This is a genomic window from Peribacillus sp. B-H-3 (genome assembly GCF_048572925.1).
Taxonomy (GTDB): domain Bacteria; phylum Bacillota; class Bacilli; order Bacillales; family DSM-1321; genus Peribacillus.
On record NZ_CP183879.1, the window covers coordinates 1231958 to 1246003 of the forward strand.

A 14046-nucleotide genomic window follows, 5' to 3' on the forward strand; every position below is an offset into this window, starting at 1 on the left:
TAAACGCGCTTCGGCTTACTTGCGCTCAATAAGCTTATTAAAATTCACCTTCATATTAAGCGAAAGCATAACGGGTATACCCGCCAGCATAACTGCAAATTCTCCGGCAGCAGTTGTCAGCCAGGTCAGCAGGAACGGCAGGCCAATGGCCAGGTGAAGCTCCAGTGCTATAAGGAACATTGTAATCGTGAAAACAATGGTATTTATAAACATGCGGAGCAGCACATTTTTAACAAACCGTGCAGTCAGTATCGCAATCAGTAAACTTATCACCGATTGCCCGACTCCAAAAATCAAGTCATAGGCAGCGGTCGGTGAAAAGAAGTTGGTTATGATGACACCCAGGACAATCCCTGGGAAGAACTTCTTATTGAACACAACAAGATGATTAAACATCTCGGAAATGCGGAATTGGATGCTGCCAAATCCAAATGGCGCAATGGCCATTGAGACGGCAATATACAAGGCGGCCAGGATGCTGTTGGCGACCAGGGGCTTAATATTCATAATCTCTTATTCTCCTTAGTTTTTTTGCGTGGGAGGGTCACGAACCACGTTAGTTTATTAACACTCAAAATGTAATAGTATAGTAAAATGAATGTTTCCGTCAATACATTGGGTATAATTGCATAGGCAATGTGTGATTGAGATTAATTTTAGGCTAAAAAGTAGAAATGAATCGGGAAATTTTAGTATAGTAGAATAAACTTTGATATTCATGCTGGCCTGCCCCGTGAAATATTATGAAATAGGGATGATGAATTTGACACTGCAAAAAAATCTTGGTTTGGTGGTCGATGTCGAAACAACTGGCTTAAGCCCAAAAAGCGATGAAATCATTGAGCTTGCCTTAAAGCTGTTTTCGTATGATGCAAAAAGCGGTGAAGTTCTGGATATAGTCGAAGAGGCTTCGTATTTAAGAGAGCCATTATCATATTCTGCAAGACAAAATTACAGCAGTGCTTATAAGATACATGGAATTCCTTTTGAAACAGTGGAAGGAAAAAGCTTTTATGATGAAGAAATTTCAGGTTTGTTTGCTAAGGCAGATACGGTTTTTGCCCATAATGCCTCGTTTGACCGCAGCTTCCTTTATCATATGTACCCTGAAATAAATGAGCTGAAGTGGCATTGTACGATGAGAGGGGTGCCTTGGAAGGAATACGGATTTCTTAACAGCAAGCTACTGACACTTCTTCAATTCCATAAAATAGCAAACCATCAGACACATAGGGCCCTCGACGATATCACCTACCTGCTTGAGCTTCTTAAACAGCAAAATCCGAGCGGCAGCCCCTATCTGAAAGAAGTGCTCGAACGCGGCCACATGAAGAAATATAAACCTGCATCCCAAAAGAGTACAAGTTCATTTCCAAGGAAATCAGGAACCAGGAAAACAGGAGATCATTTCAGCTTTTAAGAGGGTGGCTCTTAAAATCCGTCTATTAGCGGACTTTTGAGCCTCTCTTTTTTTATGCATTATCTCCCGTCAACAGGCAGCAAGTCTCCTTGGTACAACAAACCAGGCAACGATTTTTTTGGGTTACTTTTTCTTTGAACATTCAAAAAAAATTTGAATGTATTTTCATACTTAATGTAGTGCTTAGGGCCGATTATGTGTAAGATGTAAATAGGGAAATTTTTTTAAAAGTGATATGTCAGAAGGAGATAAAGTAGAAAAATGAGTGCAGTTAAAGATTATTTGCAAAGTAAAGGATTTTCAAGGCTGATTACGCTGTTTATACTGGTGGTTTTTTTATTTAGCATAGGCAAGATGCTGAATTTGCTTCTATTTACGTTCATTTTCACCTTTCTTATGGGAAGGATGCAAAGCTTTATAACAGGGCATCTAAAAAAAATCATCAATATAAGCCCGAAATTTGTCATCAGTACCTTATATATTATTGTTGTCGCCACGGTTGGAATCGTTCTATATAAATATCTTCCGGTCATTACTTTGCAGATTACAGAGCTTGTCAAGCAGATGCTGCACTTTTATCAGCATCCTCCGGATATCAGGGCGATCAGATGGATCATTGATAATATCAACAGGCTCAAGTCTCCTCTTGACGTACAAAAGCAAGTGAATGCACTATACATATATTTATCCGACATCGGGAAGCTGGCTTTGCAGATCTTTTTAGCAATTTTGCTGAGTTTGTTCTTCCTGCTCGAGAAGAATAAAATCATCGCTTTTACAACAAAATTCAAGCATGGAAAATTTAGTGACTTCTTCATTAACATTGCGCATTTTGGAAGCAAGTTTGTTAATTCCTTTGGCAAAGTGATTGAAGTGCAGTTTATCATCGCTGCCACAAATGCCATTGTTTCTACCATTGTTCTATGGATTTTAGGATTTCCGCAGCTGATCGGGCTGGGCCTTATGATTTTTTTCCTTGGGCTTGTGCCGGTTGCCGGCGTCCTGATTTCGCTTGTTCCGCTATTGGTCATTGCCTATAGTATCGGCGGGATTACAAAAGTCGTTGCTGTAATTATTATGATCATTGTGCTGCATGCATTGGAAAGCTATATCCTTAATCCGAAGTTCATGTCGGCAAAAACTAATCTTCCAACTTTCTTTACATTTATCGTGCTCATCTTTTCCGAGCATTTCCTTGGAACATGGGGGCTGATTATTGGTATCCCGATTTTTATGTTCATACTGGATATGCTTGAGGTTACAGACGATAGATTAACATAGGCAAAAACCAAAGAGGTGGGAATAGAGTGTATCTTACCGTCAAAGAAACAGCAGAATACCTTTCAATGACAGAAGTGATGATAGAAAAACTGATTCATCAAAACAAAATACGTACCGTTTTTGATGGTGAACAGCATTTGGTATACAAAGAGCAATTTAAAACACACTTTGAACAGCTTGAGAAATATAAAAAACAGCTGGCAGAGTGGAACAGCGAACCGCTGCCTGAAGATCCCGATATAAAGGATGAAGATTAACCGCAGAAGAAGGCCTTCCAAAATAATGGAAGGCCTTTTTGGCAGGTTTCAGGCAAATGAATCTTCATTTTTAATCCAGCATTTCCCCTTGTGAGTTCAATTTAAGAATCCCCCTATTAAATATCAGCATTACTCTTTTTCCTCATGTAAAATTTAGATTGTATCTAAAAACACGTTAACGTATAATAACCATTAATAGAAAATACTGAATTTTATAACTTCATTGTTAAAACAGAGGCTTTAAATCATATACTCAGAAAAAAGGGGGCAATACATTGAAAAAACTGATTACAGCACTGCTTGTTATTTCTTCATTAATATTTCTCGCAGCAGGCTGCGGGTCGTCTGATGTCAGCGGCGACGGAAAAGATGCCAAGGGAAAAACTCTGCGGGTCGTGACGGATGCTGCTTATTCACCGTTCGAGTATCTGGATAAAGACAAGATAGTAGGTTTTGATGTGGATTTGATTCAGGCTGTCGCAAAGGAAGCAGGGTACAAAGTAAAGGTTGAGAACGTCGGATGGGATCCATTATTTGTAGAAATCGATTCTAAACGCGCGGACATCGGTCTATCTGCTATTACCATCAACTCTGACAGGGAGCAAACCTATGATTTTTCCAATCCATATTTCTTATCCACCAACAAAATACTTGTCCCTGAAAAGAGCACCATCAAAAATGCGCTCGATTTAAAAGGGAAGAAAGTGGCTGTCCAAAGCGGAACAACAGGGGCTGAAGCTACAGAAAAACTGCTTGGGAAAAATAATAAAGATATTAAAAAATTTGAGAATAACAACCTGGCCATCATGGAGCTGAATAGCGGAGGTGCAGCAGCGGTAGTGGCTGATAATGCCGTCATTGAAGCGTATGCCAAGAATAATCCCGGCAAAAACCTGGCTGTCATTGAAGATAGCTCTAACTTTTCCAAGGAGTTTTACGGAATGATGTTTCCAAAAGGAAGCAAATTAAAGCCGGAATTTGATAAAGCTCTTAATAAAGTTTTTGAAAATGGGAAGTACAAGGAAATTTACAAAAAATGGCTTGGCAGCGAACCGGATATGGAAACGCTAAAAGCTCAGCAGAAAAAGTAAAACTCTAGCTCTGCGTAACTGTTGAGACAGGTTACGCAGTTTTTAATATAGGAGGATTAAAATGAGCAATTTTCGCTGGGATATTATTATGGAATACGCCCCGTTATTTTGGCAGGGCACGCTGCTGACAGTCGGTCTGTCATTGGCTTCGATTATACTTGGGACAATTCTTGGCTTATTGATCGGCCTCGGTAAAATGGTGCGCAGCCGCATTTTGGCATTTCCGTTTCAATGCTATGTCACTTTCTTTAGAGGCACACCCCTGCTGGTGCAGCTGCTATTGATTCACTTCGGCGTTGTTCCATTATTTACAGGTGAGACACATGCTGTCGCGGCAGCCATTCTAGCCCTAACCTTGAACTCTGCTGCGTATATAGCTGAAATATTCCGCGCAGGGATTCAATCAATAGACAAAGGGCAAACGGAGGGAGCACGTTCTTTGGGGCTGACACATGTACAGACTATGAAATTTGTCATTCTGCCTCAGGCCTTTAAACGGATGATCCCGCCGCTTGGAAATGAATTTGTTGTGCTGATTAAGGATTCTTCGCTGGCTTCTGTCATTGCTGCACCAGAGCTTATGTACTGGGGAAGGGCCATGGGCAGCCAATATTTCAAGGTTTGGGAGCCCTACCTGACATCCGCGCTTATTTACCTTGTTTTAACACTGCTTATGAGTGTTATATTACATTTCCTTGAAAGAAGGTTAAAGACAGCATGATAACGGTAGAAAATCTCAAGAAATCGTTTGGTGATCATGAAGTGCTGAAGGGAATTACTGCAAGCATAGCCCATAAAGAGGTGGCAGTCGTAATCGGCCCGTCTGGTTCAGGAAAGTCAACATTCCTAAGATGCATCAACCAGCTTGAAACCATTACAGATGGACATATATACATAGAAGGAATAGATATTGCAGGCAAAAAAGTGAATATCAATGAAATAAGAACAGAAGTTGGAATGGTATTTCAGCACTTTAACCTATTTCCGCATAAAACAATTTTGGAAAATATTATGCTGGCACCGGTAAAAGTAAGGAAGCTGAAGAAAGAGGAAGCAAAAAGAATTGGGCTGGAATTATTGGAGAAGGTAGGGCTTTCCGATAAAGCAGAAGCCTACCCTGATTCTTTATCTGGAGGGCAAAAGCAGCGTGCAGCCATCGCAAGGGCCCTTGCAATGAAGCCGAAAATCATGCTGTTTGATGAACCGACCTCTGCTCTTGATCCTGAGATGGTCGGGGAGGTTCTGGATGTGATGAAGCAGCTTGCAATAGAAGGAATGACCATGGTGGTTGTTACACATGAAATGGGTTTTGCAAGAGAAGTCGGAGACAGGGTCATCTTTATGGATGAAGGCTGCCTGATAGAAGCAGGTACTCCAGAAAAACTTTTTGGCAGTCCAGCAGAAAAAAGGACACAAGCGTTTTTGAGTAAGGTGCTATAAATAATATTAAAAAAACACGCCAGCAGCTGCAGCCAGCCAAAGCGTGTTTTTATTTGATGACCACAGCCCCTGATAAAGACTCTGGTTTATTGCCGAGTATCAATAAGCTGAGTTTAGCAAACCCAATTGTCTGATAGCGGGCGAATATTTCTTTTAAGGTCTGAAACTCTGCATCCTTTTTTAGCTGCTGAACTTCATTTTGATACAGTTGTATAACAGAGGGTCTCACAAATTCTGGTGAGCTTACTGTCTTTTCACCATCCACGATTAAACTTCCCATATATTGATATTTAAAATGCAGTGCACGCGTCAGGCTCACGACATGAAGCAGCTTTTCGAAAAAAGCAGGGCTTTGCATTTTAAACGATTGAAGGGCATCATTTGCAGTCTCAAGTTCATTAACACTTGATAATGAGATCATAATATCTGCTCCTTTCAGATTCGGCTATCAATCCCAAGGCTTGTTTAATGGAATTAAAGCCGCTAATTCTTTGCTTTTTTTCTTTCTTGCTTTACGAACTTCTGCTCTTTCGCTTCCTGTATTGAAAACAAGCCATTCTTCTTCTGTTTCTGGCTCAACCTGGGGAACAGGCACTGGCCGTTTATTCTCATCAAGAGCTACAAAAGTTAAAAATGCTGTTGCTGCAATACGGCGTTCGCCAGTAATCATATCTTCAGCAATGACTTTGCAGAAAATTTCCATTGAGCTTGTGCCCGTATATGAAACGAAGGATTCTACACAAACAGAATCAGTTTGGTGAATCGGGCATAAAAAGTCAATAGAATCAGTAGACGCTGTCACGCATTCTTTTACTCTTGAATGTCTTCTGGCAGATAAAGTCGCAACAGTGTCGAGCTTTTTCATAAGCACTCCGCCAAAAAGGGTATTATAGTTATTTAAATCGCAGGACAGCACCTGGTCAGTATTTACAATGCGGCTTTCTCTTGCTTTCTTTTTTTCCATGTTCAAACATCCTTTCCTGTTGAAATGCATAAATGAAAAGGTAAATAAACCCGAAAAGACAGGGTTTTCACTACTAAAGTGTACGCTCCGGCAATCGGGAAGTAAAATGATTAATATTCATTGTTTGCATAGCTTTCATCTATGAAAATGCTTTCAATTATACAGAAAAAGAATACCTGAAAAAAGCGATTTCTTTTGGAATTCGCTTTTTCAGGTATTCTCAAGATGCTCTTGGGTGAATCTCAGCCATTCTTTTGCTGCGTAGGAAAGATACTGTCCATTTCTCCAGATAAAACCCAGGTTCCAGCTGATTGATGGCTTGGATATTTTAACGGCACGCACGTTTTGATGTAGGTTCCGGCAGATGCTTTCCGGAAGAAGTGCAACACCAAGCTTGCATGCTACCATTTCTTCAATAAAATCCCATCGCGAACTTTCTGAAAGAATAGATGGATTGAATCCTGCACGATTACAGGATGAAATTATCAAGTCGCGCAGGACAAAATCTTTATTAAATAAGATAAATGAGTCCTCGCTGAGCTGTGCAAGATTGATCTCTGCTTCATTTGCGAGAGGATGAGAGGGATGAAGGATCAGTTTAATGTCTTCTTTTAAAAAGGAAAAAGAATGAAATTGATTATTTTTAGCCGGAAGAACAATGACACCAATGTCCAGGACATCATTTGCTACTGATTCTTCGATTTTTTTTGAGCCCTCTTCAACTAGCTGAAAGGTAATGCTTGGGTATTTATCATGAAATTTGCCCATGATTTCCGGAAAGAAGGAAGGATCAATGATAGGCGGAAGCCCGATGCGAATATGGCCTTTCTTCAGTTCCAGCAAGTTTTCCATTTCGACTTCCAGGTTTCGGAAAGCTTTATCGATCAGCTTAGCCTGTTCGAGCACAACACGTCCTGCATCTGTCAGGGTCAGGCTTTTCTTTGAGCGGTCAAAAAGCTCTACGCCAAGTTCGTTTTCCAGATTTTTTATCATTTTGCTGATTGTCGGCTGTGTGATGAACAAATGATCGGCAGCACGAGTAAAGCTTTTATAATTGCTGACTTCAATAAAATATTGCAAATGCTTGATATCCAATGCTTTCACCCGCTTATATTCTTTCATTAATAACTGTCCTTATTCTACCTTGTAATGCCTCTTTTATAAAACAAACAAATTTTCATGAATTTTTAGAAATTAATCAATTCCGGCTATTGATATTTACGTTAACGTAAATGCTATGATGTTTATAACAAAATTTGGGATAAAGAGTGGTTTTTCATGTATACAATTACAAACCTTGCAAGGGAATTTAAACTGACTTCGCGGACAATACGCTATTATGAAGAGCTAGGATTGCTTCATCCCAAGCGGTCAGCTAATGGGAGCAGAATCTACACGAATAAGGAATATGCTCTTCTTAGATTGATTCTTCGGGGAAAGCGCTTTGGTTTTTCGCTTGAAGAAATTAAGGACATGGTGCTGCTGTTTGATAAGGACCGGACAGGAATACAGCAGCTTGAAAGGACGGTTGTTTATGGTGAGCAAAAATTAGAGGAGGTGACTCAGCGGATTAAGGAGCTAGAGGAAATAAGAGAGGAAATCAGCCTTCTTATGGTTGATTTCAAAGAAAAAATTATGATGCTAAGGGGAGAAAATATATGAATATTTCTGAATTGCTGTCAAGGAATGCAAGGAAATACCCGCTTCAGGAAGCAGTCATAATAAATAATGAAAGAATCAGCCATAAACAGCTTAATGAATACTCCAATCGCCTCGCTTCTTCCTTAAGGGAGCTGAATATTGCCGCTGGGGATAAAGTGGTTCTTATTCTGCCTAACTGCCTTGAATTTGTCATAAGTTATTTTGCTGTTCAGCGGCTGGGAGCCGTCGTTGTCCCGGTGCATGCCAAATTGTCTGTAATTGAGCTTGAATATATTATTTCCCATTGTAATGCCAGTGCTGTAATCATTCACGATAGCGTGAAAGCATCAGTGGCATTTGCTGGCCATCCAACGCTGATTTCTATAAAAATAGGAAAACAGGAGGAAGGGTGGCGCTCTTTTGACTATCTTCTTAAGCAGGGAGATATCTCCGAAATAGCATGCACTCTTTCTGAAGATGATGAAGCTGCCATCTTGTATACATCCGGTACAACCGGCAAGCCAAAGGGAGTGCTGTTTACAAACCGCAATATCTTAACTGCCGCCATAATGATGTGTGTGGAAATGAGTTATAAACCAGAAAGCAGGATCCTGCACATGATGCCTCTCAGTCACTCTGCTCCTCTGCATTTATTTCTTGTAGCAGGAACCTACGCAGGCGCTGCTCATGTTTTATCTGAAGTCTTTACCCCGGAACTTCTTTTGAATTTGGTTCAAAAAGAAAGAATCACTCACTTTTTCGGCGCTCCTGTAGCCTATCTGCTTACGGCAAAACAGCCGGGGCTTGCAGAATATAACCTTGCATCGATGAAGTGCTGGGTATACGGAGGTGCACCGCTTCCTGAAAAGGATGTTAGATTCATTCAAGATAAGCTGCAGACCAAAGATCTCTACTGTGTGTATGGATTAACGGAGTCTGGCCCTACAGGGATGCTTCTGCACCCCGAAGATCACGATAAGAAGGCGGGAAGCATAGGAAAACGGGGGGCACTGGGCACGGAGTTCCGTATCGCTGATTATTCAGGGTATGATGTCAGTGTGGGTGAAGCGGGGGAAATACTCTTATACAGTGAAGGTAATATGAAAGGATATTATGGTGATCCAGATGAGACGAAAAATGCTTATTTTGGAAAGTGGATCCGTACCGGCGACATTGGAAGGATGGACCGGGACGGGTATGTGTGGATTATCGACCGCAAAAAGGATGTCATCATTTCAGGCGGAGTAAATGTGTATCCGAAGGAAATTGAAGAAGAGCTGCTAAAGCATCCGTCTGTTATAGAGGCTGCAGTCATTGGCGTGCCTCATCCTGAATGGGGAGAAACGGTGAAAGCGGTTATGGTGATGTCAGAAAAACCAGAAAACCTCCAGGAGGAATTTCAGGAATTTTTATATGGAAAGCTTGCTGCCTTTAAGCTGCCGAGGCTGTATGAAACTTGTGAGGCTCTGCCAAGAAACGCGACTGGCAAGGTACTGAAGCAGGTATTAAGAAAGAAGCAATTGGAGGTATGATGGATGAACTTCTATACTGATGACCCTTTATTTCAGGATTTGCTGAGGGAGCTGCTGGACCCTGATTTCTATGCCTATGCTAAAGAGCAATTAACAGATTTCGGCCGGATATGTGCCAATGAAATCGATGAACGTGCCCGTTATACAGATCGTGAAGGGCAGCCGCAGTTAATTAAATATGACGCTTACGGGGAGGATATCTCTGAAGTGCGGGTAAATGAGGGGTATAAAAAAACCGTGGAAGATACCTATAAAACCGGCATCGTGGGGTATGTCCATAAACCTGTGCCTGAGCTGCAGAAAAAAGGAAACTATATCTATTCTTATGCCCAGGGATATCTCCTGTCACAGACAGAACCGGGCTTTTATTGCCCTGTAACCTTAAGCATGGCGACTGCTTACCTGCTTAGCCATTACGGAAGTGAACAGCTGAAATGCCGCTTTTTGCCCCATGTGCTGTCTACAGGGGAGGCGCCTTTGTATGAAGGGGCTACCTTTTTGACAGAACGGCAGGGAGGCTCGGATGTAGGCGCAAATGAAACGAAAGCGATCAGAAACGGTGATGAGTATTTGCTTTACGGGGAAAAGTATTTTGCCTCAAATGCAGGAATGTGCGGGGTAGCGATGGTGCTTGCAAGGAAAGAGGGAGCACCTTCCGGAAGCAGGGGACTGACCCTTTTTGCGGTTCCCTGGAGAAACGAAGATGGCACATTGAATGGGATATCCATCCGGAGGCTGAAAGATAAGCTTGGTGTCCGGGCTGTTCCTTCAGCCGAAGTTGAATTTAATGGAGCGAAGGCTATTGTTGTTGGAGATCCTTCAAAGGGCTTCTATTATATGATGGAAGCTCTTAATCTATCAAGAGTCTGCAATGCAGTTGCATCACTTGGAATTATGCGCCGTGCTTACCAGGAGGCTGTGCGGTATAGCCTGAACAGGCGGGCATTCGGCCAGGCTCTCACTGACTTTCCAATGGTGAAGGATTCACTTGTGAAACTGGCTGTGAAGCATGAGATAGAAATGCGGGCAGTCTTTACTTACTTGCCGCTGTTTGATGAAGTCATGGGCGGAAATCAAGCCTGTCAGGAAGCAATGGTGCTTAACCGTTTATATATTGCTTTATTAAAAAAGGAAACAGCAGAGCAGGCTATTCATTTCGCACACGAAGCCATTGAAATGCATGGAGGAAACGGCTTTATTGAAGACTTTGTGACTCCCAGGCTGCTTCGCGATGCACAGGTGCTTACAGTTTGGGAGGGAACGGCTAATATTTTGGGCCTTGAAGTGCTTCGGCTTATTGAAAAATCCGGAGCACATAGTATATTTATTCTTGAAATGGAGAGAAGGCTTGAAGCTGTATCCTCAATATCACAGAAATGGACCATTCCAGTGTCATCCGCAATTTCAGAGCTGAGGGAACAGCTGGATGCGCTAAGCAGCGCCACGTATGATCACAAAACCTTTTATGCAAAGAAAATAGCTAAACGGATGACAGAAATCTTTGAAAGCATTATAGCCCTTGAATATGGCCATCAAAAGGGAGAGCGCGCTAAAAAAGTGATGGAGATTTTTATAGAAGAAACCTGGGAGAATTCATTTGCTTTTAAGGAAAAATTAAGAACCGTGGAGTATTTTGAAGAAATTGTTTTAAGTCCGCGGCAAAATAAAGAGATTGCTAGATAGGAAGATTATTAAAAAACAGATAATTCCGTCTGTTTTGAAGAAAGTAAAATTTTGTAGAAAAACAGTGCAAATAAGGATATAATGGTAAATAATACTAGAAAATCTGCGGGTATTTTCTTCCTTTTTGATAGAATGATAACTATGGATGGGATGCTGTTATGCAGACATGGAGGGAATTGAATGTTTAAAAAGAGTGCATTACTTTTATTTACCGTTTTTCTTACATTGGCTTTTGGCTCAGGAGCATTTGCTGCAGAGAATACCGACACACAAAAGGCTTTGCGTCTGATTGATGCAAAAAATGCCCAAATCGATGATGAAATACAAAAAGCCTCAGCGGCAGCTGACAATCTTCAAAGCAAGTATTTTGAAGATATCAAAGGCATTGAAGGAGCAGACGCTTTTATATCATTAAGAAATGAGCAATCCCAGCTTGAAGCAGCATTAGTTGCTGAAACTGATTCAGCAAAAGCTGATTCTATCAGAGCAGAACTTGCTCCTATTGATAATGAACTTGCTTTATCTGAAAACAGCCTTAAGGAAAAATCAAGTGATTTTGCTGGCCTTACCGATAAATATAACGGCAATTTGAATGCATTGATTTCTGCCCTGGACACACTTACTTCAGATATCACTGCAAATGCCATCCAAAAAGCAGCTGAATTAGGCGTATCTGCACAATGTGAACTTAAACTGGTGAAAATAGCCCACAAATTAGTATGGATTGACCCGATTCAGGTAGTCGGAAGTTAATAAAATACTTCTTGAGTTTATCCTTCCTAATAAGGTAATATTAAGAAAAAAGGCTCTATTTTAATGGAGTCCTTTTTTACTTATAGATAGAAAGAAGGGTATAAACTGAAAGGGCTGAAAATTTTCAAAAGTGGTACTTTTATAGAAAAAGTCGTCTCTAAATCTACTGAAATTAGCCTTTTAGAAGATAGTGACGGTGTCGAAATTATGATGCAAACTATTTATAAAGATAAGCTTTTCTATTTGTATCCTAGCGATAAAACGAATGTAGTTGAATTTATATATATATTGAATGGTACTATGGAATCCGAAATAAACAATCAAAAAGAGCAGTTAGGCCCAAATGATTCTTTTTCTGCAAAGGGGCTTGGCGGACCAATATATTTTGTCGCTAAAACTGATGTTACCTTTTTGTGGATTATAACAGAACCCACATTTCATTATATAAGCGAAGATATTAAGTTATTGAGAAAAATGGTAAACGATGTTGAAAGCAGAGATATGTACACGTTTATGCATAGTGAACGAGTTGCTGATTATTCCGTGAGAATAGCTAAAAAGCTCAATCTTAATACCGAAGATTTACAGAGTCTATTTTTTGCAGCTGAACTTCATGATATAGGCAAAATAAACATTCCGATTGAAATCCTCAATAAACCCGGCAAACTCACAAAAGAAGAATTTGATGTTATTAAAAAACATCCGGGTGATGGTGCAGATATGGTGATGAAAACCAGCTATAAGCATCTTGCGAAAATTATTGAACAGCATCATGAACGGTTAAACGGATCAGGTTATCCGCATGGTTTAAAAGGAGATGACATTCTTCTTCAGGCTAAAATCATTGCGGTAAGTGATACTTTTGATGCAATGACAGAGGACAGGGCGTATAGGAAGGCCCATACTGCACAATACGCCATGGACGAAATTAAGAGTATGGCAGGCACTCATTATGAGCCTGAAATAGTCGATGCCTTGGAAAAAGTGCTTATAGAAGAAGGAAAGATTGAAAGCAAGCGGGAAGAGTAGCCTGTCTTGCTTATTTTTGTGTCTTTTTTTGCTCAAAAAGAATCGAAAGAATATCATTTTGCTATTTATGAAGCTGCGATTAAAAATCTTTAAACTTTATTCTATGCAGGTATGTTTGGATTGAGTTAAAATAAAGATGTATTCTAAAGATTTAGAAAATTTAATATTCAAGGAGGCAGTGATGGAGATAGCAGGATGCTCGGCGCTTGTAACCGGCGGTGCTTCTGGCCTTGGTGAAGCGGTAGTCAGGAAGATTGTTGAAAAGGGCGGGAAAGCAGCCATTCTTGATCTTTCCATTGAGAAGGGAGAAAGATTGCGGAAAGAATTGGGGGATGCTGCATTATTCATAAAAACGGATGTTACAAATGAACAGGAAGTGACTGCAGCAATAGGAGCAGCCATAGATAAGTTTTCTTCATTTCACGCTGTTATCAATTGTGCCGGTATCGCAATTGGACAGAAAACGGTTGGAAAAAGGGGAGCCCATAATCTTGCGGACTTCTCAAAAGTCATTGAAATAAACTTAATTGGAACCTTTAATGTGATCCGCCTTGCAGCGGAGAAGATGATACATAATGAAGAAAATGAATGGGGAGAACGGGGAGTCATTATTAATACAGCATCTGCAGCAGCCTTTGAAGGGCAAATTGGCCAGGCGGCTTATAGCGCTTCTAAGGGAGGAATTGTCAGTATGACCCTCCCGATTGCCCGGGAATTGGCAGCATACGGAATCAGGGTAATGTCGATTGCCCCCGGGTTATTTTCTACTCCAATGTTTGACGGGCTGCCCGAGGATGCCCGCATTGCACTTGGCAAAACGGTGCCATTCCCCCCGAGATTGGGAATGCCTGCTGAATTTGCAAAACTCGCTGAAAGCATTATAGAGAACCCCATGTTAAATGGCGAAACAATCCGGCTGGACGGGGCAATCAGGATGCAGCCTAATTAGCTATTA

16 protein-coding genes and 1 riboswitch are annotated in these 14046 nt (G+C 40.9%); of the genes, 12 read left to right on the forward strand and 4 right to left on the reverse strand.

Features of this window, described 5'->3' with window-relative positions:
* Positions 1-15: 15 nt before the first annotated feature.
* Entirely contained in the window at positions 16-507 is a 492-nt protein-coding gene (locus ACN6MY_RS06030; protein WP_419883174.1) for a QueT transporter family protein, read from the reverse strand.
* A gap of 9 nt (positions 508-516) precedes the next feature.
* Positions 517-561: riboswitch (PreQ1 riboswitch) on the reverse strand.
* Positions 562-763: 202 nt separating this feature from the next.
* On the opposite strand from ACN6MY_RS06030, the gene ACN6MY_RS06035 reads away from it, so the two are divergent.
* From ACN6MY_RS06035 to ACN6MY_RS06060, 6 genes are all read left to right on the forward strand, one after another.
* Positions 764-1420 (forward strand): exonuclease domain-containing protein, encoded by a 657-nt coding sequence (locus ACN6MY_RS06035; RefSeq protein WP_419883175.1) that lies wholly within the window; start codon positions 764-766, stop codon positions 1418-1420.
* 261 nt (positions 1421-1681) lie between these two features.
* Positions 1682-2701, forward strand: a complete 1020-nt coding sequence (locus ACN6MY_RS06040; RefSeq protein ID WP_419883176.1) for an AI-2E family transporter — start codon at positions 1682-1684, stop codon at positions 2699-2701.
* Positions 2702-2727: 26 nt separating this feature from the next.
* The gene (locus ACN6MY_RS06045) at positions 2728-2958 is read left to right on the forward strand and encodes an excisionase family DNA-binding protein (protein WP_071351585.1); all 231 of its coding nucleotides are present in this window, start codon (positions 2728-2730) and stop codon (positions 2956-2958) included.
* 275 nt (positions 2959-3233) lie between these two features.
* Complete coding sequence (locus ACN6MY_RS06050) at positions 3234-4049, forward strand: basic amino acid ABC transporter substrate-binding protein (protein ID WP_419883177.1); 816 nt, start codon at positions 3234-3236, stop codon at positions 4047-4049.
* Positions 4050-4110: 61 nt separating this feature from the next.
* A complete protein-coding gene (locus tag ACN6MY_RS06055) occupies positions 4111-4770 on the forward strand; it encodes an amino acid ABC transporter permease (protein ID WP_419883178.1) in 660 nt (219 codons plus the stop codon).
* Entirely contained in the window at positions 4767-5489 is a 723-nt protein-coding gene (locus ACN6MY_RS06060) for an amino acid ABC transporter ATP-binding protein (RefSeq protein WP_419883179.1), read from the forward strand. Before ACN6MY_RS06055 ends, ACN6MY_RS06060 begins: the two co-directional genes overlap by 4 nt.
* A gap of 49 nt (positions 5490-5538) precedes the next feature.
* Here the strand turns inward: ACN6MY_RS06060 and ACN6MY_RS06065 are convergent, their stop codons facing one another.
* The 3 genes from ACN6MY_RS06065 to cidR form a co-directional block, all read right to left on the reverse strand.
* Positions 5539-5910, reverse strand: a complete 372-nt coding sequence (locus ACN6MY_RS06065) for a hypothetical protein (RefSeq protein WP_419883180.1) — start codon at positions 5908-5910, stop codon at positions 5539-5541.
* A 27-nt stretch (positions 5911-5937) separates the two neighbouring features.
* Complete coding sequence (locus ACN6MY_RS06070; RefSeq protein ID WP_071351580.1) at positions 5938-6453, reverse strand: acyl-CoA thioesterase; 516 nt, start codon at positions 6451-6453, stop codon at positions 5938-5940.
* Positions 6454-6663: 210 nt separating this feature from the next.
* Positions 6664-7548 carry a cidABC operon transcriptional activator CidR gene (gene cidR / locus ACN6MY_RS06075; RefSeq protein ID WP_419884091.1) on the reverse strand — a complete coding sequence of 295 codons (885 nt, stop codon included), beginning with the start codon at positions 7546-7548 and terminating at the stop codon, positions 6664-6666.
* 183 nt (positions 7549-7731) lie between these two features.
* Between cidR and ACN6MY_RS06080 the strand changes: the two genes are divergently transcribed.
* The 6 genes from ACN6MY_RS06080 to ACN6MY_RS06105 all read left to right on the forward strand — a co-directional run bounded on the left by ACN6MY_RS06080 (position 7732) and on the right by ACN6MY_RS06105 (position 14040).
* Positions 7732-8115 carry a MerR family transcriptional regulator gene (locus ACN6MY_RS06080; protein WP_419883181.1) on the forward strand — a complete coding sequence of 128 codons (384 nt, stop codon included), beginning with the start codon at positions 7732-7734 and terminating at the stop codon, positions 8113-8115.
* A complete protein-coding gene (locus ACN6MY_RS06085) occupies positions 8112-9626 on the forward strand; it encodes a class I adenylate-forming enzyme family protein (RefSeq protein ID WP_419883182.1) in 1515 nt (504 codons plus the stop codon). The genes ACN6MY_RS06080 and ACN6MY_RS06085 overlap by 4 nt, the downstream gene beginning before the upstream one ends.
* 3 nt (positions 9627-9629) lie before the next feature.
* Positions 9630-11309: an acyl-CoA dehydrogenase family protein gene (locus ACN6MY_RS06090; RefSeq protein WP_419883183.1), complete on the forward strand. Its 1680-nt coding sequence runs from the start codon at positions 9630-9632 to the stop codon at positions 11307-11309.
* 180 nt (positions 11310-11489) lie between these two features.
* Positions 11490-12062 carry a hypothetical protein gene (locus ACN6MY_RS06095; RefSeq protein WP_419883184.1) on the forward strand — a complete coding sequence of 191 codons (573 nt, stop codon included), beginning with the start codon at positions 11490-11492 and terminating at the stop codon, positions 12060-12062.
* A 207-nt stretch (positions 12063-12269) separates the two neighbouring features.
* Positions 12270-13091, forward strand: a complete 822-nt coding sequence (locus ACN6MY_RS06100; RefSeq protein WP_419883185.1) for an HD domain-containing phosphohydrolase — start codon at positions 12270-12272, stop codon at positions 13089-13091.
* 181 nt (positions 13092-13272) lie between these two features.
* Positions 13273-14040, forward strand: a complete 768-nt coding sequence (locus tag ACN6MY_RS06105; RefSeq protein WP_419883186.1) for a 3-hydroxyacyl-CoA dehydrogenase — start codon at positions 13273-13275, stop codon at positions 14038-14040.
* Positions 14041-14046: the final 6 nt, after the last annotated feature.